The following is a 20,918-nucleotide window of genomic DNA, read 5'->3' as shown; positions in this document are numbered from 1 at the left end:
TCAGTCCTGACTGGTGGCGCCGATCTTGTGAATCGACAGGTCGGCGCCGTAGTACTCCTGCTCCTGACTCAGGCGCAAGCCGTGCAGCAACTTGATGCTGCCATAGACGGCAAAGCCACCGAGCAACGCCACCAGCACCCCGGCCAGGCTGCCGATCAGCTGGCTGGCCAGGCTCACCCCACCCAAACCACCCAGCGCGCTCTGACCGAAGATTCCACAGGCGATCCCGCCCCATACCCCGCACAAACCATGCAGCGGCCACACGCCCAGTACGTCGTCGATCTTCCAGGTGTTCTGCGCGGCAATAAAACACCAGACAAACAAGGCCCCGGCAATCGCCCCGGTGGCCAGCGCCCCCACCGGGTGCATCAGGTCAGAACCTGCGCACACCGCCACCAGCCCGGCCAGCGGGCCGTTATGCAGGAAGCCCGGGTCGTTACGCCCGACCAGCAAGGCGGCGACAGTACCGCCGACCATGGCCATCAAGGAATTGACCGCCACCAGGCCACTAACCCCTTGCAGGGTTTGCGCGCTCATGACGTTGAAGCCGAACCAGCCGACAATCAGAATCCACGAACCCAGGGCAAGAAACGGAATATTCGACGGCGCAAAGGCCACCAGCTTGCCGTCGCGATAGCGGCCGTTGCGCGGCCCCAGCAACAATACCGCCGCCAGCGCCAGCCAGCCGCCCATGGCATGCACCACCACGGAGCCGGCAAAGTCATGAAAGCCTGCGCCAAAGCGTTCCGTCAGCCAGGCTTGCAGGCCAAAGTTGCCATTCCAGACGATGCCTTCGAAAAACGGATAGACGAAGGCAACGATCAGCACCGTGGCGCACAATTGCGGGGCAAAGCGCGCCCGCTCGGCAATGCCACCGGAGATAATCGCCGGGATTGCCGCGGCAAAGGTCAACAGGAAGAAGAACTTCACCAGGCTATAGCCATGCTCCTGGCTCAATACCTGGGCCGGCTGGAGAAAACTCACGCCATAGGAAATCCAGTAGCCGACAAAAAAGTACGCCAGGGTCGAGACGGCAAAGTCGCTGAGAATCTTCGACAAGGCGTTGACCTGGTTCTTGTGCCGCACCGTGCCCACCTCGAGGAAGGCGAAGCCTGCGTGCATGGCCAGGACCATCACCGCCCCCAGCAGGATGAACAGCGTGTTGGAACCGTGGACCAGGGTGTCCACCGCGCTTTGCAAATTTTCCATGGAGTCGGCAGGCCTGCAAAAAAAAGCACCAAGACAGCCCAGAAGTACTCCTTGGTGCACCAGCCTGGATCGTTGTGACGGCCACCTCCCTGGCCGATCCGGGTGATACGGGAGTTTTTCCTTGGGTTTGTCATGGATTGGGTTAAGGTTTACAGGTCCGGCATTGTCCAGCGCCCACAATCGGCGCGGGCACCGGTCCTGGCGCACCAAGGCAAAGCAAAAGCTGTACCAGCCAAATGCACTTGAACCTTCGCCCGCGCCCACGACTCGAAATAGCCACACACACTGTTAGGGAGAGCCCCATGGCCAGCAAATCGGCAAAGACTGCTCAAGACATATTGATGGCTGACTTCCAGGCCCTGGTACGCGATACCGAGAAGCTGCTGGAACACACTGCAACCCTGGCCGGCGATCAGGCCGACGACCTGCGCGAGCAGATCCACGACAGCCTGCTGCGCGCCCGGGAAACCCTGCAACTGACCCAGGACTCGGTCCGCGAGCGCGGCCAGGCGGCCCTGAGCGCCACCGAAGACTACGTGCAGAGCAACCCCTGGCAGTCGATCGGCATTGCCGCCGGCGTAGGGTTTCTGATCGGCCTGTTGGCCACCCGCCGCTGAGGACCGAGCATGGAAAGCGAACCACTGGCCGGTGCCGGCCCCTCCAGCAAGCGCCTGGGCGCGGCAGTACTGGGCCTGTTGCATGGGCATGTCGAATTGTTCGGCATCGAGCTGCAGGAGCAGAAAGCCCGAACCCTGAGCCTGCTGCTGTTCGCCGGGCTGGCCCTGGTGTTTGCCCTGCTGCTGTTGACCGCCCTCTCCGGCCTGGTGCTGGTGATGCTCTGGGACAGCTACCGCCTGGCCGGCATCATCGGCCTGTGCGTGTTTTACGGGCTTGCCGCAGTGTTTTGCGGCCTGCGCCTGAAGGCAGCGGTGTTCGATGAATCGTCGCCGTTCAGCTCGACCCTCGAAGAACTTGCCAAGGACCGGGAGCGCCTGTTGCCATGAGCCTGCCAGAACTGCCGCAAACCACCAACCGCCGCGAATTGCGCAAGGCCCTGGTACGCCTGCGCCTGGAGATGCACCGCCAGGAAATTCGCCACGAATCCGGGCAACTGCTCAACCCCCTGACCCGCTTGCGCGCCATGGGCGATTCGCTGCAAGGCGGCCTGGGCATCAAGCACGCGCCGCTATGGGGCATTGGCGCCGTGGTGTTGCTGGGCTTCCTCACCGGCAAAGGCGCCCGCAGCGGCAGCGTCAGCCGCCTGGTGCGCCTGGGGACCAGCTTGATTCCGCTGTTGAAACTGGCCATGCAAGGGGCTGGTAGCAAGCGTTAAGTGCAGCGCCTGAACTACGACCGCTGCGCGCTCGATCGCGGGTCAAGCCCGCTCCCACAGATCTGCGGCTTAGCAAGAGCGAAGCGAATTGTGCTGTTGATCTTGATCTGCTCTTGATCTGCTCTTGATCTACCCGGCCCCGTTAACCAGAAGGGCCGAGTGCAGGTGTTGCGAAGGGGCGAGTGCGCAGCACCTTCGGCGTTAGCCGAAGTTGCGAAACGTAGAGTTGCTTGCAACTCGTAGTTCGCAATGCCCCGTAGCGACGCCGGAGCGAGGGAACCCGAAGCGCAGCGCAGGGCCCACTGGTGGGGCGAGAATTTTTGCTTACTTTTTTTTCGACTGAAAAAAGTAAGCCGCCGTAAGGGCGGAAGGGGCCCGCAGATCCCCCACCCCAAACGGATAAGCCCACCAAGCCACTTGCACCCCCAGCGCCAAACCCCGAAGCTACCCCCCTGCCCCCCGCACCGGAGAAATGGCCTTGGATTGGCACACCCTGCTCACCCGCGAACGCCTCGGCAAACCCCTGCACAGCCCCGAAGAACTCGGCCGCAGCCCGTTCCACAAAGACCACGACCGGATCATCTTCTCCGGCGCCTTCCGCCGCCTGGGGCGCAAAACCCAGGTTCATCCGGTGTCCAGCAACGACCACATCCACACCCGCCTGACCCACTCCCTGGAAGTCAGCTGCGTCGGCCGCTCATTGGGCATGCGCGTCGGCGAAACCCTGCGCGCCAGCCTGCCGCAATGGTGCGAACCCAGCGACCTGGGCATGGTCGTGCAGTCCGCCTGCCTGGCCCATGACATCGGCAACCCGCCGTTCGGCCACTCCGGCGAAGACGCCATCCGCCACTGGTTCCAGCAGGCCGCCGGGCGTGGCTGGCTCGACGCCATGAGCGAGGCCGAACGCGCCGACTTCCTCAACTTCGAAGGCAACGCCCAGGGCTTTCGGGTGCTTACCCAGCTCGAATACCACCAGTTCGACGGCGGCACCCGGCTGACCTATGCCACCCTCGGCACCTACCTAAAGTACCCCTGGACCGCCCGCCATGCCGACGCCCTGGGCTACAAGAAGCACAAGTTCGGCTGTTACCAGAGCGAACTGGTGCTGCTTGAACAGATCGCCCGCAAGCTCGGTCTGCCGCAGCTTGAAGAGCAACGCTGGGCGCGTCATCCGCTGGTGTACCTGATGGAGGCCGCCGATGACATCTGCTATGCGCTGATCGACCTCGAGGACGGCCTGGAAATGGACCTGCTCGACTATGCCGAGGTCGAGTCGCTGTTGCTCAGCCTGGTGGGCGACGACCTGCCGGAAACCTATCGCCAGCTGGGCCCCGACGATTCGCGCCGACGCAAGCTGGCGATCCTGCGTGGCAAGGCCATCGAACATCTGACCAACGCCGCCGCACGCGCCTTTGTCGAGCAACAGGACGCCCTGCTAGCCGGCACCCTCGGCGGCGATCTGGTCGAACACATGCACGGCCCGGCCAAACGCTGCGTGCTGCAGGCCAAGGACATTGCGCGCAAGAAAATCTTCCAGGATAAACGCAAGACCCTGCACGAAATTGGCGCCTACACCACCCTGGAGATTTTGCTCAACTCGTTCTGTGGGGCGGCCCTTGAGCAACATGGCGGACGCACGCCGTCGTTCAAAAGCCGGCGCATCCTCGACCTGCTCGGCAAGAACGCACCCGACCCTGACGCCTCGCTGCACAGCTCGTTCCTGCGCATGATCGACTTCATCGCCGGGATGACCGACAGCTATGCCAGCGAAATGGCCCGCGAAATGACCGGCCGCTCAAGCCCGACCTGATCGCGACCACAGCGTACTGCCCGGCATTCGGGCAGTGCGATTTCGCCGATAAGACGTGAGAAACCACCTACACACTGCAAACAACAATAAACTTACCTTATCCTTCGCAACATCAACTTACTATCAACACTATTGACACTGCCACCATACAGAAACCCCTGTAATCCTACATTTCAAAACCAGTAGGACTTTTCCTATATATCATTTAACTCCCCTTGAGTTCATGTGCGACCTGTTCTATCTGCGCTAAGGTGCCGTTTCTCCCTCTGGCACCTTTATGGAAACTTCACCATGTACTCTGTATTCATCGTCGACGATCACCCGGTCATCCGCCTGGCGGTGCGCATGCTTCTGGAGAATGAGGGCTATCGCGTCGTCGGCGAATCGGACAACGGCGTAGACGCCATGCAAATGGTCCGCGAATGCCTGCCGGACCTGATCATCCTCGACATCAGCATCCCCCGGCTCGATGGGCTGGAAGTGCTCTCACGCTTTCACGCCATGGGCATCCCGCTGAAAATCCTGATATTGACCGCACAATCGCCGGCACTCTTTGCCATTCGCTGCATGCACTCCGGTGCTGCCGGCTATGTGTGCAAACAGGAAGATCTCAGTGAACTGCTCAGTGCGATAAAAGCGGTGCTTTCCGGTTATAACTACTTCCCCAGCCAAGCGATCAATCCGCCACGCAAACACGAAGATTGCGCCTCGGAACTGGACCTTTTCAAACAGGTCAATGACCGCGAGTTAATGGTGCTGCAACTATTTGCCCAAGGCCGAAGCAACAAGGAAATTGCCCAGGGCATGTTTCTCAGCAACAAAACTGTCAGCACCTACAAGAAACGGCTGATGCAAAAGCTCAAGGCCAGCTCGCTGGTCGAACTGATTGAAATGGCCAAACGCAATGCACTGGTGTGAGGCCACTCATGCTTAGGCAGCGCCTGACCCTGTTGTTGTGCGGCGTATTGGCCTGCCTGAGCCATGTCACGCAGGCAGACGAAGTCGCCGCCAGCCCGTTCACCCTGTTCAGCCGGGCCGGGCCGATTGCCATGCAACTGTCGCTGACCCCGGCCCAGCGCCTGTGGATCAAGGGCAAGGGCCAGCTGGTGCTGGGTACTTCGGCGCCGGACTACCCGCCGTTCGACATGACCGCCAGCGGCCGTGACTACGAAGGCCTGACCGCCGATTTCGCCGGGTTGATTGGCTCAGCCCTGGACCTGCCCATCCAGGTAAAGCGCTTCGCCACCCGCCAGGATGCGGTCAAGGCCCTGGCCCAAGGGCAGATCGACCTGCTGGGCAGCACCAACGGCTACGAGGCGGCAACTCCCGGCATTGCCCTGTCCAAGCCCTACGCGGTCGACCAGCCGGTGCTGGTCACCCGCGAGAACGAGGCGCGCCCGCTCGACATGGGCCTGGCCGGCCTGCGCCTGAGCATGGTCTATCACTACCTGCCGATGGACGAGGTACTGGCCAATTACCCGGACGCCACCATCCAGTCCTACCCCTCCTACCAGAACGCCCTCAACGCCGTGGCCTTCGATCAGGCCGATGTGTTTCTCGGTGACACCATCTCGACCCATTACCTGATCAACCAGGGCCATTTGCAGAACATCAAGATGGCCAATTTCGGCAAGCACGAACCGGTCGGTTTCAGCTTTGCCGTGCAGCGCAGCAACCAGCCTTTGCTGGAACTGATCAACGCCACCCTCGACAGCGTCTCCAGCAGCACCCGCGAAAGCATCTTCAAACGCTGGAGCGCCGGCAGCGACGTGCTGCTCACCGACCGCAAGCTGCAGCTGTCGCAACGCGAAGAGCGCTGGCTCAGCGGCCACCCGGTGGTGCGCGTGGTGGTCAACGAAACCGCCGCGCCGCTGACTTTTTTTGACAGCGCCGGCAATTTTCGCGGCATCGCCGCCGATCTGCTGGAGCTGATCCGCCTGCGCACCGGGTTGCGTTTCGAGGTACAACGGGCCAGCGGCATCAGTGACATGATCGACCGCCTCAACCATGACGAGGCCGATGTCATTGCGGCAATTTCCCCCAGCCCGCGGCGCGCGGGCACCCTGGCGATCAGCCGCCCCTACCTGGAAAACTCCTACGTCCTACTGACACGCAAAGGCAGCGACCAGCCGGACTCGCTGGAGCAGATGAACGGCCGGCGCCTGGCCCTGACCCGCGACAGCCCGCTGTTCGAAGACTTGCGCCAGCGTTTTCCCGGCATCCAGCTGATCGAAACGGAAAGCACCTTCTTCTCAACCTCGCTGCTGGCCAGCGGGCATGTCGATGCGGCCATCACCGCGCTGATCAACGCCAACTTCAGCCTGGCCTCCCAGCGCGACCTGACGATCCGCGCCTCGGTCGGCGCCGAGCCTGCGACCTTCGCCATGGCCACGGCGCGAGGCGCCCAGGAGCTGGCGTCAATCCTCGACAAGGCGTTGCTGAGCATCGCCCCAGAAGAGCTGGGCATCATCAACAGCCGCTGGCGTGGCTACAGTACCGAAACCGACGCCTATTGGCAGAAGTACCAGCGCCTGATCCTCCAGGTTGTACTGGGTACCAGCCTGCTGTTGCTGCTGTCGCTGGCCTGGAACGCCTGGATGCGCCGCCAGATCAAGCAGCGCGAGGCCGCCGAGCGCGCCCTCAACGACCAGCTAGAGTTCATGCGCGCACTGCTCAACGGTACCCCCCACCCGATGTACGTTCGCGATCGTGCCGGGTTGCTGCAAAGCTGCAACGACAGTTACCTGGAAGCGGTGCAGGCGCGCCTTGAGGACGTCCTCGGCAAGCGCATCCAGGACAGCACCCTGGGCGACAGCTGCTATGCCAGCCAGATCCAGGCCGATTACCAGAAGGTCATGCGCGAAGGCATTCCGCTGATCGTTGACCGGCCCCTGCTGCTCAGGGAACGGGAACTGACCATCTACCACTGGATCCTGCCTTACCGCGACTCGCTTGGCGAAGTACAGGGCATCATTGGCGGCTGGATCGACATCAGCGAGCGCCGCCAGCTGATCCAGGACCTGCGCCTGGCCAAGCAACGCGCCGACGATGCCAATCGCGCCAAGAGCGTGTTCCTGGCGACCATCAGCCATGAAATCCGCACGCCGATGAACGCCATCATCGGCATGCTCGAACTGACCCTCAAGCGGGGCGACCAGGGGCATATCGACCGACCGGCCATCGAAGTGGCCTACAACTCGGCGAGAGAACTGCTGGCCTTGATCGGCGACATTCTCGACATGGCCCGTATCGAGTCCGGCCACCTGAGCCTGGCACCAGAGCCCGTTAACCTGGCCGGGCTGGTCGAGTCGGTCGGGCGCGTGTTCGATGGCGTGGCCCGCCAGAAAGACCTGCGCCTGAACCTGGACATCGCCGCGCAAGCACGCTGCGAGGTATTGCTCGACCCGCTGCGGTTCAAGCAGATTCTTTCCAACCTGGTCAGCAATGCGATCAAGTTCACCGAACAGGGTCAGGTCACCGTGCACCTGGTTCTGGAGCCCGGCCCGCAAGCGGATCACCCGACCCTGAAGATAACGGTCGAGGACAGCGGCATCGGCATTCGCCCGCAAGACCAGCAGCGCCTGTTCCTGCCCTTCGCCCAGGCCGATCCGGACAGCAACCTGGCCCGCAGCGGCACCGGCCTGGGCCTGGCCATCAGCCGCGACCTGTGCCAGTCGATGGGCGGCAACCTGAGCTTGCACAGCGTGTTCGGCCAGGGCACCCGTGCGTGCATCAGCATGCCCCTGACCCTGCTGGCTGAAACGGCCAAGCCGGACGCCCCCGTAGCGGTGCCCTGTGCGGTGCTGCCAGCGCTGCGGATCCTGGTGATCGATGACCATCCGGCAAACCTGCTGCTGATCGCCCAGCAGTTGAACTTTCTCGGGCTCGAACACGCCAGTGCCGACAATGGTTTCAGCGGCCTCAACGCCTGGCGTCAGGCGCACTTCGATGTGGTAATCGTCGACTGCAACATGCCGCAAATGAACGGCTACCAGTTCACCCAGGCGTTGCGCGACCACGAGCGACAGTACCAATGGTCACCCTGCACCATTCTCGGCTACACCGCCAATGCCCAGCCGGAAGTGCGCGAACGTTGTCGCCAGGTCGGCATGGATGATTGTTTGCTCAAGCCTATCAGCCTCAACGCCTTGGGCCAGCGCCTGGCCCGGGCGCCACTGATGAGCGCCCGGCCGGCGCCGCCTGCGCAGTTGCCGTTCGATCTGCAAGGGCTGGAGCCTGTGGTCGGCAACAGCATCAACGACCTGCGCCAGTTGCTTGAAGAACTGCTGCGCAGCTTCAAGCGCGACGGCGCCCAACTCAAGGCGCTCGACCCTGGCCGCGATGTAGCGCAAATGATGAGCCAGGCGCACAAGATTCTCGGCCCGGCGCGGATCATTCAGGCCAACGGCCTGATCCACGCCTGCGAACAGCTCGAGGCCGATTGCCAGGCCAACCTGGCGCCGGCCATGCTGGAGCGTCGGCAACGGCAGATCCTGCACATCCTCTCGGTGCTTGAGCAGGCATTACAGGGGTATTTGCACGAACACTTGCCGGAGCAGCGCTGTTCCAGCGGCACCACCTGAACAGGCGGCGGGGGAGCAGAAACGAAAACGGCGGCCACTGGGGCCGCCGTTTCAGCAGGATCAGGAAGCCGGGTTGACCGATTTTTCCGGATACCAGGCGTCCAGCAACGGGCTGACTTCAATCTTGGTCAGTTCGCTGCGGCCCTTGAGCCAGGCTTCAACAGCAGCGCGCTGCTCTTCAGTGACCGAACCACGGGTGGCCTTGCAGACCAGACCGAAGTCGTCGCCGCCAACATAGTCCAGACCATTGGCATCCATGGCGTCAGCCAGGAATGCATCGAGGAAGGCGTCAATGGCTTCGTCGGACAGATCTTCCTTGAAATCCAGGTTCAGCTCAAAACCCAGCTCCTGGAATTCATCCACGCAGAGTTTTTTGCGCAGACGGCGGGAACGGTTAGTGGCCATGAAACAATCCTCTTGAGTATTAACGCGCGGCACTTTACCAGTTTCACCGCGCGATTGCCGGAATAAAAGCCGATAAGCTGTTGTTTGATCCTGTATTCACAGGCCCATGGGCGTTCTGCTTGGGGCATAATGCGCGCTATATTTTTCCGTATCGGGGCCTTCACCTTTTTTCGCTCCGTTTTTTTCACCCCTCGCTCGCAGGGTTTTATCGCACATGATCAGATCTCTTCGCCCTCTTCTGCTTGCCGGCCTGCTGATGCCCCTGGCGCTTTCCAGCCACGCCGCCGCGGTCAACACCACGCTTTCGCCAAAAGTGCAGCAGGCGCTGAAAACCAACAAATTGCAGGACTCGGCCCTGTCGCTGGTCATGCTGCCGCTCAACGGCCCGGGCACACCGACCGTGTTCAATGCCGATGTCTCGGTCAACCCGGCCTCGACCATGAAGCTGGTCACCACCTACGCCGCCCTGGAAATGCTCGGCCCCACCCACCAGTGGAAAACCGAGTTCTACAGCGACGGCCCGCTGCGCAACGGCGTGCTGCAGGGCAACCTGTACCTCAAGGGCGGCGGCGACCCGAAGCTGAACATGGAAAAGCTCTGGCTGCTGATGCGCGACCTGCGCGCCAATGGCGTACAGACCATCAGCGGTGACCTGGTGCTCGACCGCAGCCACTTCATCCAGCCACAACTGCCGCAGTTCAACGATGATGGTGGCGACGAAAACAAACCCTTCCTGGTCAAGCCCGACTCGCTGCTGATCAACCTCAAGGCGCTGCGCTTCGTCGCCCGCAACGACGGGGGCAAGGTGCTGGTGTCGGTCGAGCCGCCGATTGCCAACATCCGCATCGACAACCAGGTCAAGGCGGTCAACACCAAGCAGTGCAGCGGCGACGTGCGCTACAACCCGGTGGTGCAAGCCGACGGCGTCAGCGTCGTGGTCAGCGGCCAGCTGGGCGATGGCTGCAACTCGCAGACCTACCTGTCGCTGCTCGATCACCCGACCTACGCCGCCGGCGCCGTGCGCGCCATCTGGAACGAACTGGGGGGTAGCATCCAGGGCCGTGACCGGGTCGACAACGTGCCGAAAAGCGCACGTCTGCTGGCCCGCGCCTACTCCCCGGACCTGGTGGAGATCATCCGCGACATTAACAAATACAGTAACAACACCATGGCCCAGCAGCTGTTCCTGAGCCTGGGCGCGCAGTTCCGTACCGACGCCGACGGCGACGACGCCCGCGCCGCCCAGCGCGTAGTACGCCAGTGGCTGGCGAAAAAGGGCATCACCGCGCCGCACCTGATCATGGAAAACGGCTCGGGCCTGTCCCGCGCCGAACGGGTCAGCACCCGGGAAATGGCCGCCCTGCTGCAAGCGGCCTGGAACAGCCCGTACGCTGCCGAGTTCATCAGCTCGATGCCGCTGGTGGGCATGGACGGCACCATGCGCAAGCGCCTCAAGCGCACCGCCATGACCGGTGAGGCGCACATCAAGACCGGCACCCTGAACACCGTGCGCGCCATCGCCGGCTTCAGCCGCGACAGCAACGGCAACACCTGGGCGGTCGCGGCGATCCTCAACGACCCCAAACCCTGGGGGGCTTCGGCCGTGCTCGACCAGGTCCTGCTCGACCTGTACCGCCAGCCGAAACTGGTCAACAGCACCGCCGCCGTTCAGCCCTGAGCCTGACTCAGGGCAGTTCGCCCTCGACCCGGTCGCGGCCAGCCTGCTTGGCCGCGTAGACCCCCGAGTCGGCGCGTAGCAGCAAGGCATCGGCGCCCTCCCCCGGGCGCCAGCCGGCCACGCCGAAACTCGCCGTGACCATCCCCACCCCGTCCACCGGCACGCTGCGCAGGCCCTGCCAGAGCTCCATGGCCAGGGTATAGGCCTGCTCGGCATTGCTGCCCGGGCACAACACCATGAATTCCTCGCCACCCAGGCGGCAGAACACATCGGTACGGCGCAGGCGGTGATTGATGCGCTGGCACAGGCTGCGCAGCACATGATCGCCCACGGCATGGCCGTACAAGTCGTTGATGCGCTTGAAGTGGTCGATATCGAGCATGATCACCGCCAGGTCCTGGCTGTCGCGCTGGGCCCGCTCAAGCTCGGCCTTGAGCCGCTCCTGAAAGTAGCGGCGGTTGTGAATGCCGGTCAGTGAGTCGGTTACCGACAACGCCCGCAGCTCCTCCTCGACGCGCTTCAGATCGGAGATATCAGTCAGGTAGCCGTGCCACAGAGTCCCCCCCTGCTCGGCCGGCTCCGGCGTGGCTTCGCCGCGGATCCAGCGCATCCCGGCCACCGGCAGCAGCACCCGGTACTCTTCGCGCCAGGGCGTGAGGTGATCAGCGGAATAGCGGATCGAGGCGCGCACCCGTTCCAGGTCATCGGGGTGGATACGCTCGAACACGGCCGTGGCGTCCTCGCGCAGGCGCTGCGGCTCGATCTCGTAGATATCGCGCAAGCCCTCGCTGGCATAGCTGAAGCACGAGCTGCCGTCGGGGTCGAGGCGAAACTGGTAAATGCCGCCGGGCACCTCGGCGCTGAGCTTTTCCAGCAGCCGGTCACGGGCCGCCAGGGCCTCGTGCACGCGCTTGCGCTCGGTAACGTCGATGCAGATGGCCAGGTGGCCGACCCACAGGCCGTGCTCATCGAGCACCGCGCTGACCATCATGTTAGCCAGCAGGTGGCTGCCATCCTTGCGCAACAGGGTCCACTCACCAGGCTCGCTCTCACCCTCCTGGACGGTCTCGGCGAACATCGCCTGGGCCGGGCTGACCTCGCGCCCATAACGCTGGCTCAAGGCGCGGGCCCGGGCCTGCAGCTCCTCTGGCGAGACCAGCTCTTCCAGGGTCAGGCGGCCGATGACTTCAGCGCTGTGGTAGCCGAGCATGCGTTCGGCGCCGGCGTTAAAGGTACTGATCACCCCGCGCAGGCTGGTGGCAATGATCGCCACCTGGGTGGCGGCATCGAGCACGCTGCGCAGCTGGTTGTGGGTATCGCGCAGCGACTGTTCGCTGACGCGCAACTCGGCGGTGCGCTGCTCGACCAGGGTCAGGGCACGCTGGCGCTGGCCGAACAGGCTGAACAGCAAGGCGCTGAGCAACAGGCTGAGCAGGCCGCCAAGCAGCACCACGGCAACGACCGCCGAGGAGCGATTGGCGTCCATGAAGGCAAGGCTGGGCTGGATATCCAGTTGATAGTCGTGATCGGCCAGGCGCAACAGGTGGCTGGCGGTCAGATCGGTGTCGGCCCCCTGGTTGCCGGATTGGAACAACACCTCATGCTGGCCCTGCCCGGACAGGTCAAGAATGCGCACCACCAGGTTGTCCTCGCTCGGGTTGGGCAGCCCCTCGGCCATCAGCTGCTGCAGGCTGATCACCGCCAGTACGTAGCCATCTGGTGGGGCGGCGGCGCTGCCCGGGGCAAAAACGGGCGCCACCATCAATACCCCGCGGGCGAAGGCCGGGTCGACATGGGTCAGGTTCAAGGGTGCCGACACCGCCATGCTGCCGGGCTGGCGGGCACGGTCGAGGGCCGCCTGGCGCAGCGGCTGGGAGAGCATGTCCAGGCCCAGGGGCTGGACCTGGTGGCTGGAGGCCTGGGTGTACAACAGTGGGTAATAGAGCGCACGCTCAGCCGCTACCTGCAGGCTGCCGGCGTCATTCAGTTCGTGGATGGCAAAGGGCTTGCCGAGGAGTTGCGCGGCGCTGCGCTCAAACGCTTGACGCTCATCGCCCGCCACCCGCGGCGCCCAGGCGTAGGCCTGGGTCCGGTACAACAGGGGCTTGGCGTAGCCGTTGAACTCGGCGAGAGTGACGCTTTCGGAGAACACGAAGAAGCGGCGCAGGCCATCGAGACGCTGCACCTGGTCCTCGAAACGCTCTTCGATACGGCTGTAACGCTCACTGGCGAGCAGTTCGAAGCGTTGACGCAACTGCTGGCGGTACAGGTCATGGGTGGCCAGCGCCAGCAGCGCAGTCAACAGGCCGCCGGCGACAAATGCCACGCCGGCCACCAGCCAGGCGGACACTTCCTCGCTGACAAAGCCGAGCATCTTCGGACGAGCGGCGTGCATCGACATAGAAAGCACTCAAAACGCCAGCGTCCAGCGGATCGCGGGCTCTGATTGAGTTATAGCCATTAGCCATTAACGTAGCAATCATCACCCGCGACAATCAGCCAATCAGCGCGCCTGAATTTTCCAGGCCCGGTGAATCTTGCTGTTACGGGCAAAGTCCGGGTCCAGGGTCTGGGCACTGATCTCTTCCACCGCGTAGCGCTCAGCCAGGTTTTCGTCGAGCTGGAACTTGCGGAAGTTGTTCGAGAAGTACAGCACACCGCCCGGCGCCAGGCGCGCCACGGCCAGGTCAAGCAACTCGACATGATCGCGCTGCACGTCAAACACGCCTTCCATACGCTTGGAGTTGGAGAAGGTCGGCGGATCGATGAAGATCAGCTCGTATTCCTCGCGACAGGCTTGCAGCCAGGCCATGACATCGCCCTGCTCCAGGCGATTCTTGTCCGAGAAGCCATTGAGCGACAGGTTGCGCCGCGCCCAGTCCAGGTAAGTCTTGGACAGGTCAACACTGGTGGTGCTGCGCGCGCCGCCCTTGGCCGCATGCACACTGGCGGTGGCGGTGTAGCAGAACAGGTTGAGGAAGCGCTTGCCGGCAGCCTCGCGCTGAATGCGCAGGCGCATCGGGCGGTGGTCGAGGAACAGCCCGGTGTCGAGGTAATCGGTGAGGTTGACCAGCAGCTTGACGCCGCCTTCCTGCACTTCGAGGAACTGCCCCTGGGCGCTCTGGCGCTCGTACTGGCGGGTACCGCTCTGACGCTCGCGACGCTTGACCACCACGCGGCTCTGGTCGATGCCCAGGGCCTGAGGGATCGCTGCCAGGGCGTCGAACAGACGCGCCTGGGCCTTTTCCGGGTCGATCGAGCGCGGGGCGGCGTATTCCTGCACGTGCACCCAGTCCTGGTACAGGTCGATGGCCAGGGCGTACTCGGGCATGTCGGCATCGTACAGGCGGTAGCAACTGACGTTCTCGCGCTTGGCCCACTTGCCCAGTTGCTTGAGGTTCTTCTGCAGGCGGTTGGCGAACATCTGCCCGCCCTCGCTCAGGCGTGCCGGCTCACTGGCCACGGCGGCCGGGGTACGCGGTTCGCCAGCTTCGCCATTGCGCTCGGGCTGACGGCGCTCGCCGGTGACGAACTGGTCGGGCTGAACCTTGATCAGCAGCAGCTTGCACGGCAAGGCGCCGTTCCAGAAGGCATATTGCTTGTGGCTGCGGATACCCATGCGCTTGCCCAGGTCCGGGGCGCCGGTGAACACCGCCGCTTCCCAGTTCAGGCAGGCCTGACGCAGGCGCTCGCCGAGGTTCTGGTAGAGGTACAGCAGGCTCGCTTCGTCGCCCAGGCGCTCGCCGTACGGCGGGTTGCAGATCACCAGGCCTTTCTGGTTCTGATCCGGGCGCGGCTCGAAGCTGCCGACTTCGCCCTGGTAGATCTTCACCCAGTCACTCAGGCCGGCGCGCTCAACGTTGTTGCGGCCCGGCTGGATCAGCCGCGGGTCGGCCTCATAGCCGCGAATCCACAGCGGCGGGCGGGCCAGGCCGGCTTCGGCACGGGCCAGCGCCTCATCATGGAGTTTGCGCCAGAGGGCCGGCACGTGGCCGAGCCAGGCGCTGAAGCCCCAACGCTCGCGGCGCAGGTTCGGTGCGATATCGGCGGCGATCATTGCGGCTTCGACCAGGAAAGTCCCCACACCACACATCGGGTCGGCCAGGGCGCCGCCCTCGGCAGCGATGCGTGGCCAGCCAGCGCGGATCAACACCGCGGCCGCGAGGTTTTCCTTGAGCGGCGCCGCACCTTGCTGCAGGCGGTAGCCGCGCTGGTGCAGGCTGTGGCCGGACAGGTCCAGGGACAGGATCGCCTCGCCACGCTCCAGGCGCAGGTGCACGCGCAGGTCCGGGTTGAGCTTGTCGACCGACGGGCGCTCGCCGCTGCTGGTACGCAGCTTGTCGACGATTGCATCCTTGACCTTCAAGGCGCCGAAGTGGGTGTTGTCGATACCCGAGCCGTGGCCGCTGAATTCCACCGCCAGCGAGCCGCTGGCCTCCAGGTGATCCTGCCACTCGACTTCGTTGACGCCGTCGTAGAGGTCGTCGGCGTTCTTCATGTTGAAGCGCTTGAGCACCAGCAGTACGCGGTTGCCCAGGCGCGACCACAGGCACAGCCGGTAGGCGGTTTCCATGTCGGCCGTGCCGCGGATCGCCGAAGTGTGCTCGCGCACTTCTTCAAGGCCGAGGCCGCGGGCTTCTTCGGCAAGCAGGCCTTCAAGGCCTTTGGGACAGGTGAGGTAAAGTTCGAAACGGTCCGACATGGGGTATCCAGAGCCTTGAGCAATAAAGTGGAGAGGCAAGCGCATCGCCCTTCCGATGTTTAATCGAACGCCTTTCCACAGCGTTCGAGTGGCGCTTTATCTCGCGCCGGGCCGCCCGCCAATCCGACTTTTGCCAAGGGCTGAAAAGTCTTTGATTGCCGGGCAGAACGAAAAATTCAGGCAAAAAACCGGGAAAAATGACCCTTCGTCGTTTTGCCGCTGTTGTTACAAATTATCACACGGCGATGGCCAGATGACTTTGCAGCAGGTCAAACCCTGATCATAGCGGGCTTTGCGCCAGATCCTAATCAGACGCATTTATTTACTTATCCTGTGACCCTATGAAAGGTTACGTCCTTATGACAAAACGATCATTCACACTGTGTCCTGCATTGGTTAGAACTGGTCTCAGGTTGTCACCGCAACGGGGCAACACTTCCGCTCGCGACGCCGGCAGCGAGCGCAAACCGGCAGAACGATTCTGCCCGACCTTCTAGAGGTCGACGGGACATTACAGTCAACAAGTGAGGGCAACACCCTATGAGAAGACTTAAGCGTGATCCGTTGGAACGAGCTTTTTCACGTGGCTACCAATATGGGGTCACCGGCAAATCCCGCGAGCTTTGCCCCTTTACTCTACCGTCTGTACGCCAGGCATGGATCAATGGCTGGCGCGAAGGACGCGGCGACAACTGGGACGGTATGACCGGCACTGCGGGTATCCATAGACTCAACGAACTTCACGCCGTTGGCTGAACGAGGAACTGAATCCGATTACCATGCGCGCCCTATCCGGGCGGCGGGCTGAGGCCCAGGGGCCCCTTGAGGGGGCCCTTTTTTATGCCTGCGGTTTCAGCGCCCCATGGCGGCGATGGCGTCCACTGCCTCGCGGATCAGGGCCGGGCCCTTGTAGATGAACCCCGAGTAGATCTGTACCAGGCTGGCACCGGCAGCAATCTTCTGCGCCGCATGCTTGCCTTCGGTAATCCCGCCCGCAGCAATGATCGGCAACTTGCCACCCAGCTCGCCAGCCAGCACCTTGACGATGTGGGTGCTCTTTTCCAGCACCGGCGCGCCCGACAGGCCGCCTGCTTCGTCACCATGCTGCAGGCCTTCGACGCCTTCACGGCCGAGGGTGGTGTTGGTGGCGATCACCGCGTCCATACCCGACTCGACCAGGGCTGCGGCGACCAGCGCGGTTTCTTCGTCGCTCATGTCCGGGGCGATCTTGATCGCCAGCGGCACATGCTTGCCGCGTTCGGTCACCAGTTGCGAGCGGCGCTCGGCCAGGGCGTCGAGCAGTTGCTTGAGCGAATCACCGAACTGCAGGCTGCGCAGGCCCGGGGTGTTCGGCGAGCTGACGTTGACGGTGATGTAGCTGGCCTGGTCGTAGACCTTGTCGAGGCAGATCAGGTAATCGTCGACCGCGCGCTCGACCGGCGTGTCGAAGTTCTTGCCGATATTGATGCCGAGGATGCCGCTGTATTTGGCGGCGCGCACACGGTTGAGCAGGTTGTCGACACCCAGGTTGTTGAAGCCCATGCGGTTGATGATCGCTTCGGCTTCCGGCAGGCGGAACAGGCGCGGCTTGGGGTTGCCCGGCTGTGGACGCGGGGTGACGGTGCCGATCTCGACAAAACCGAAACCGAGCTGGGCAAAACCGTCGATGGCCGCGCCGTTCTTGTCCAGACCCGCCGCCAGCCCGACCGGGTTGGCGAAGTTCAGGCCCATGACAGTGACCGGCAAGGAAGCCGGCGCCTTGGTCAGCAAGCCGTTGAGGCCCAGACGGCCACCGGCGCCGATCAGGTCCAGGGACAGGTCATGGGAGGTCTCCGGGGAGAGCTTGAACAGCAGCTGGCGGGCCAGGGTATACATGGGCGGGCTTAGCTCGACGTGAGTGAGGGGGGCGATTATAGCGGTGGCGTCGCCCGGGGGACAGGGCCGCCTTGGCATATGCGTTGCTTGGGCCCTGTTAATACGCCTGCCACGCAAGCGGTACGGCCTGACCCTCGACACAGGCGCACTGACGTGACCCACCCTATTCCCGCAACCTCCCTGGCTTGGGTGAACGGCAGCGATGCCCCGGAAAAGCCCTGCCTGAATCTCGGTTTCATGGCCCTGAGCGATTGTGCCTCGGTGGTGGTGGCCGCGACCCAGGGTTTCGCCCAAACCTACGGCCTGACCCTGAATTTGCAGCGCCAGAGCTCCTGGGCCGGCCTGCGCGACAAGCTGGCCAGCGGCGAGCTGGATGCCGCGCATAGCCTGTACGGCCTGATCTACGCGCTGCAACTGGGCATCGGCGGTAGTCCGGCCGCCGACATGGCGGTGCTGATGGGCCTGAACCAGAACGGCCAGGGCATCAATCTGTCCGCTGCGCTGCAACGTCAGGGCGTGACCAGTCCCGAGGCATTGGAGCGCTTCGTGCACCAAAGCAGGACAAAACTGACCTTTGCACAGACTTTTCCTACCGGCACCCATGCCATGTGGCTGTATTACTGGCTGGCCAGCCAGGGCATCCACCCCTTGCATGACGTCAACAGCGTGGTGGTGCCGCCAGGCCAGATGCTCGCACACCTGCAAGCCGGACGCATCGACGGATTTTGCGTCGGCGAACCCTGGTCGGCGGGCGCCATCGAACAGGGCCAGGGCTTCACCCTGGCCACCAGCCAATCAATCTGGCCGGATCACCCGGAAAAAGTCCTGGGTTGCACCCGGGCCTTTGTCGAACAGTATCCGAACAGTGCGCGGGCCCTGGTGATGGCGGTGCTGACCGCCAGCCGCTTTATCGAGCAGAGCCGCGAAAACCGCCGCAGCACCGCGCAACTGCTCAGCAGCAAGGCCTACCTGGATGCGCCGTTGTCGAGCATCGAGCCGCGCCTGCTCGGCCACTACCAGGACGGCCTGGGCAACCAGTGGCAGGATCGCCACGCTTTGCGCCTGTATGACCAGGGCCGGGCCAACTTGCCGTACCTGTCCGATGGCCTGTGGTTCATGACCCAATTCCGCCGCTGGGGCCTGCTGCGTGAAGACCCCGATTACCTCGCCGTAGCCCGCCAGGTGCAGCAACTGGCGCTGTACCGCGACGCCGCCACGGCGGTCGGCGTGCCCTGCGCAGGTTCCGACATGCGTAGCAGCCAGCTGATCGATGGCAGCCGCTGGGATGGCAGCGACCCGCACGGCTACGCCCGCAGCTTTCGTCTGCACGCGCTGGCCGAGCCGCCCGCCGCCCTCGCCCGACGCTGAACGGAGACGCTCTCATGCTGCGAATCCTGCTAATCGACGACACCGCGAAAAAAGTCGGTCGGCTAAAGGCTGCGCTGGTCCAGGCCGGCTTCGAAGTGATCGAAGAGTCGGGCCTGACCATCGACCTGCCGGCACGCGTCGAAACGGTGCATCCGGACGTGGTGCTGATCGATACCGAGTCACCGGGCCGTGATGTCATGGAGCAAGTAGTGCTGGTCAGCCGTGACCGGCCGCGACCGATCGTCATGTTCACCGACGAGTACGACCCCGGGGTGATGCGCCAGGCGATCCAGGCGGGGGTCAGCGCCTACATTGTCGAAGGCATCCAGGCTACGCGCTTGCAGCCGATCCTCGATGTGGCCATGGCCCGCTTTGAAAGCGACCAGGCGCTCAAGGCCCAACTGCAGGCCCGCGACCAGCAACTGGCGGAGCGCAAGCGCATCGAACTGGCCAAGGGCCTGTTGATGAAAATGAAGGACTGCAACGAAGAACAGGCCTACACCCTGATGCGCCGCCAGGCCATGAGCAAGCAGCAGAAGCTGATCCAGGTGGCCGAGCAGATCATTGCCATGAGCGACCTGCTCGGCTGAAGCACTCTGGCCCGGCTCTTGCTATCACCACAGCACAGGTAGCCAACGGCGGTTGCCCCCTTCACGACAAAGACGTCGCACCCCCACTCGCGCCAGCGGGTCGGGTGGCGACGTCTTTTTCGTTTCCGTCCCTGTTCAACGAGGTGTTCGATGAATACGAGTTTCTGGAAGTCCGGGCATGTCCCCACCCTGTTCGCCGCCTTTTTGTATTTCGACCTGAGCTTCATGGTCTGGTACCTGCTCGGCCCGCTGGCGGTGCAGATTGCCGCCGACTTGCAACTGACCACCCAGCAGCGCGGGCTGATGGTGGCCACGCCGATCCTGGCCGGGGCGATCCTGCGCTTTGTCATGGGCCTGCTGGTGGACCGCCTGTCACCCAAGACCGCCGGGCTGATCGGCCAGGTGATTGTCATCGTCGCACTGTTCTGCGCCTGGCGCCTGGGCATTCACAGTTATGAGCAAGCCTTGTTGCTCGGGGTGTTCCTCGGCGTTGCCGGCGCCTCGTTTGCCGTATCGCTGCCGCTGGCCTCGCAGTGGTACCCGGCGCAGCACCAGGGCAAGGCCATGGGCATCGCCGGTGCCGGCAACTCCGGCACGGTGTTCGCCGCCCTGCTGGCCCCGGCCCTGGCCGCAGGCTTTGGCTGGAACAACGTGTTCGGTTTTGCCGTGATCCCGCTGCTGCTGACCCTGGTGCTGTTCAGCCTGTTGGCGCGCAACGCCCCCGAACGGCCCAAACCGAAAGCCGTGGCCGACTACCTCAAGGCCCTGGGCGATCGTGACAGCTGGTGGTTCATGTTCTTCTATAGCGTCACCTTCGGTGGCTTTATCGGCCTGGCCAGTGCCCTGCCCGGCTACTTCAACGACCAGTACGGCCTGAGCCCGGTGACCGCTGGCTACTACACCGCCGCCTGCGTCTTTGCCGGCAGCCTGATGCGCCCGTTGGGCGGCGCCCTGGCCGATCGCTTCGGCGGCATCCGCACCCTGCTGGCAATGTACAGCGTTGCCGCCATCTGCATTGCCGCCGTCGGTTTCAACCTGCCCAGCGCAGTGGCTGCCCTGGCCCTGTTCGTCAGCGCCATGCTCGGCCTGGGTGCCGGCAACGGCGCGGTGTTCCAACTGGTGCCGCAACGCTTTCGCCAGGAAATCGGCGTGATGACCGGCCTGATCGGCATGGCCGGCGGCATCGGCGGCTTTCTGCTCGCTGCGGGCCTGGGGGCGATCAAACAGCACAGCGGCGACTATCAGCTGGGCCTGTGGCTGTTCGCCAGCCTAGGCATTCTTGCCTGGTTCGGCCTGCACGGCGTCAAGCAGCGCTGGCGCACCACCTGGGGCTCGGCGGCGGTGACTGCGGCGCGGGTTTGAGGA

16 protein-coding genes are annotated in these 20,918 nt (G+C 63.5%); 11 read left to right on the top strand and 5 right to left on the bottom strand.

From position 1 onward, the window contains the following. Positions 1-1,209, bottom strand: a complete 1,209-nt coding sequence (locus tag ACIOVF_RS21000; RefSeq protein WP_401292207.1) for an ammonium transporter — start codon at positions 1,207-1,209, stop codon at positions 1-3. A 302-nt stretch (positions 1,210-1,511) separates the two neighbouring features. Between ACIOVF_RS21000 and ACIOVF_RS20995 the strand changes: the two genes are divergently transcribed. The 6 genes from ACIOVF_RS20995 to ACIOVF_RS20970 all read left to right on the top strand — a co-directional run bounded on the left by ACIOVF_RS20995 (position 1,512) and on the right by ACIOVF_RS20970 (position 8,935). Continuing rightward, positions 1,512-1,826, top strand: a complete 315-nt coding sequence (locus ACIOVF_RS20995; RefSeq protein ID WP_045194981.1) for a YqjD family protein — start codon at positions 1,512-1,514, stop codon at positions 1,824-1,826. A gap of 9 nt (positions 1,827-1,835) precedes the next feature. Next, entirely contained in the window at positions 1,836-2,213 is a 378-nt protein-coding gene (locus ACIOVF_RS20990) for a phage holin family protein (RefSeq protein WP_045194982.1), read from the top strand. Beyond that, positions 2,210-2,542 (top strand): hypothetical protein, encoded by a 333-nt coding sequence (locus ACIOVF_RS20985; RefSeq protein ID WP_045194984.1) that lies wholly within the window; start codon positions 2,210-2,212, stop codon positions 2,540-2,542. The genes ACIOVF_RS20990 and ACIOVF_RS20985 overlap by 4 nt, the downstream gene beginning before the upstream one ends. A 478-nt stretch (positions 2,543-3,020) precedes the next feature. Next, positions 3,021-4,352, top strand: coding sequence for a deoxyguanosinetriphosphate triphosphohydrolase (locus ACIOVF_RS20980; RefSeq protein WP_045195736.1), 1,332 nt, complete (start codon positions 3,021-3,023; stop codon positions 4,350-4,352). 291 nt (positions 4,353-4,643) lie between these two features. Next, entirely contained in the window at positions 4,644-5,270 is a 627-nt protein-coding gene (locus ACIOVF_RS20975; protein WP_045194987.1) for a response regulator transcription factor, read from the top strand. Between the two features lie 8 nt (positions 5,271-5,278). Next, positions 5,279-8,935 (top strand): transporter substrate-binding domain-containing protein, encoded by a 3,657-nt coding sequence (locus ACIOVF_RS20970; RefSeq protein ID WP_401292201.1) that lies wholly within the window; start codon positions 5,279-5,281, stop codon positions 8,933-8,935. A 60-nt stretch (positions 8,936-8,995) separates the two neighbouring features. On the opposite strand, the gene ACIOVF_RS20965 is transcribed toward ACIOVF_RS20970, so the two are convergent. Continuing rightward, on the bottom strand, positions 8,996-9,340 hold the full coding sequence (locus tag ACIOVF_RS20965) for a YggL family protein (protein ID WP_195884699.1): 345 nt from the start codon (positions 9,338-9,340) through the stop codon (positions 8,996-8,998). Positions 9,341-9,554: 214 nt separating this feature from the next. On the opposite strand from ACIOVF_RS20965, the gene dacB reads away from it, so the two are divergent. Next, on the top strand, positions 9,555-11,018 hold the full coding sequence (gene dacB, locus ACIOVF_RS20960) for a D-alanyl-D-alanine carboxypeptidase/D-alanyl-D-alanine-endopeptidase (protein ID WP_045194994.1): 1,464 nt from the start codon (positions 9,555-9,557) through the stop codon (positions 11,016-11,018). A gap of 7 nt (positions 11,019-11,025) precedes the next feature. Here the strand turns inward: dacB and ACIOVF_RS20955 are convergent, their stop codons facing one another. After that, positions 11,026-13,419, bottom strand: coding sequence for a diguanylate cyclase (locus ACIOVF_RS20955; RefSeq protein WP_045194996.1), 2,394 nt, complete (start codon positions 13,417-13,419; stop codon positions 11,026-11,028). A 102-nt stretch (positions 13,420-13,521) separates the two neighbouring features. Then, the gene (rlmKL, locus tag ACIOVF_RS20950) at positions 13,522-15,720 is read right to left on the bottom strand and encodes a bifunctional 23S rRNA (guanine(2069)-N(7))-methyltransferase RlmK/23S rRNA (guanine(2445)-N(2))-methyltransferase RlmL (RefSeq protein ID WP_045194999.1); all 2,199 of its coding nucleotides are present in this window, start codon (positions 15,718-15,720) and stop codon (positions 13,522-13,524) included. 540 nt (positions 15,721-16,260) lie between these two features. On the opposite strand from rlmKL, the gene rmf reads away from it, so the two are divergent. Beyond that, positions 16,261-16,476: a ribosome modulation factor gene (gene rmf / locus ACIOVF_RS20945; RefSeq protein WP_010223328.1), complete on the top strand. Its 216-nt coding sequence runs from the start codon at positions 16,261-16,263 to the stop codon at positions 16,474-16,476. Between the two features lie 96 nt (positions 16,477-16,572). Here the strand turns inward: rmf and ACIOVF_RS20940 are convergent, their stop codons facing one another. Continuing rightward, a complete protein-coding gene (locus tag ACIOVF_RS20940; protein WP_045195001.1) occupies positions 16,573-17,595 on the bottom strand; it encodes a quinone-dependent dihydroorotate dehydrogenase in 1,023 nt (340 codons plus the stop codon). Between the two features lie 153 nt (positions 17,596-17,748). Between ACIOVF_RS20940 and ACIOVF_RS20935 the strand changes: the two genes are divergently transcribed. The 3 genes from ACIOVF_RS20935 (at position 17,749) to ACIOVF_RS20925 (ending at position 20,915) form a co-directional block, all read left to right on the top strand. Then, a complete protein-coding gene (locus tag ACIOVF_RS20935) occupies positions 17,749-18,963 on the top strand; it encodes a CmpA/NrtA family ABC transporter substrate-binding protein (protein WP_401292195.1) in 1,215 nt (404 codons plus the stop codon). Positions 18,964-18,977: 14 nt separating this feature from the next. Continuing rightward, a complete protein-coding gene (locus ACIOVF_RS20930) occupies positions 18,978-19,553 on the top strand; it encodes an ANTAR domain-containing response regulator (protein ID WP_401292192.1) in 576 nt (191 codons plus the stop codon). 150 nt (positions 19,554-19,703) lie between these two features. After that, a complete protein-coding gene (locus ACIOVF_RS20925) occupies positions 19,704-20,915 on the top strand; it encodes a NarK/NasA family nitrate transporter (RefSeq protein ID WP_258607584.1) in 1,212 nt (403 codons plus the stop codon). Positions 20,916-20,918: the final 3 nt, after the last annotated feature.

The organism is Pseudomonas sp. NPDC087612 (assembly GCF_044743505.1).
GTDB lineage: Bacteria > Pseudomonadota > Gammaproteobacteria > Pseudomonadales > Pseudomonadaceae > Aquipseudomonas.
This window is presented reverse-complemented; position numbering and strand designations above follow the sequence as displayed.

Bases quoted from the DNA above. Each gene is read 5' to 3' on its own strand.
- ACIOVF_RS20995 (WP_045194981.1), top strand. From the start codon at position 1,512: ATGGCCAGCAAATCGGCAAAGACTGCTCAAGACATATTGATGGCTGAC.
- ACIOVF_RS21000 (WP_401292207.1), bottom strand. From the start codon at position 1,209: ATGGAAAATTTGCAAAGCGCGGTGGACACCCTGGTCCACGGTTCCAAC.
- ACIOVF_RS20955 (WP_045194996.1), bottom strand. From the start codon at position 13,419: ATGTCGATGCACGCCGCTCGTCCGAAGATGCTCGGCTTTGTCAGCGAG.
- ACIOVF_RS20965 (WP_195884699.1), bottom strand. From the start codon at position 9,340: ATGGCCACTAACCGTTCCCGCCGTCTGCGCAAAAAACTCTGCGTGGAT.
- ACIOVF_RS20975 (WP_045194987.1), top strand. From the start codon at position 4,644: ATGTACTCTGTATTCATCGTCGACGATCACCCGGTCATCCGCCTGGCG.
- ACIOVF_RS20925 (WP_258607584.1), top strand. From the start codon at position 19,704: ATGAATACGAGTTTCTGGAAGTCCGGGCATGTCCCCACCCTGTTCGCC.
- dacB (WP_045194994.1), top strand. From the start codon at position 9,555: ATGATCAGATCTCTTCGCCCTCTTCTGCTTGCCGGCCTGCTGATGCCC.
- ACIOVF_RS20930 (WP_401292192.1), top strand. From the start codon at position 18,978: ATGCTGCGAATCCTGCTAATCGACGACACCGCGAAAAAAGTCGGTCGG.
- ACIOVF_RS20990 (WP_045194982.1), top strand. From the start codon at position 1,836: ATGGAAAGCGAACCACTGGCCGGTGCCGGCCCCTCCAGCAAGCGCCTG.
- ACIOVF_RS20970 (WP_401292201.1), top strand. From the start codon at position 5,279: ATGCTTAGGCAGCGCCTGACCCTGTTGTTGTGCGGCGTATTGGCCTGC.
- ACIOVF_RS20985 (WP_045194984.1), top strand. From the start codon at position 2,210: ATGAGCCTGCCAGAACTGCCGCAAACCACCAACCGCCGCGAATTGCGC.
- ACIOVF_RS20940 (WP_045195001.1), bottom strand. From the start codon at position 17,595: ATGTATACCCTGGCCCGCCAGCTGCTGTTCAAGCTCTCCCCGGAGACC.
- rlmKL (WP_045194999.1), bottom strand. From the start codon at position 15,720: ATGTCGGACCGTTTCGAACTTTACCTCACCTGTCCCAAAGGCCTTGAA.
- rmf (WP_010223328.1), top strand. From the start codon at position 16,261: ATGAGAAGACTTAAGCGTGATCCGTTGGAACGAGCTTTTTCACGTGGC.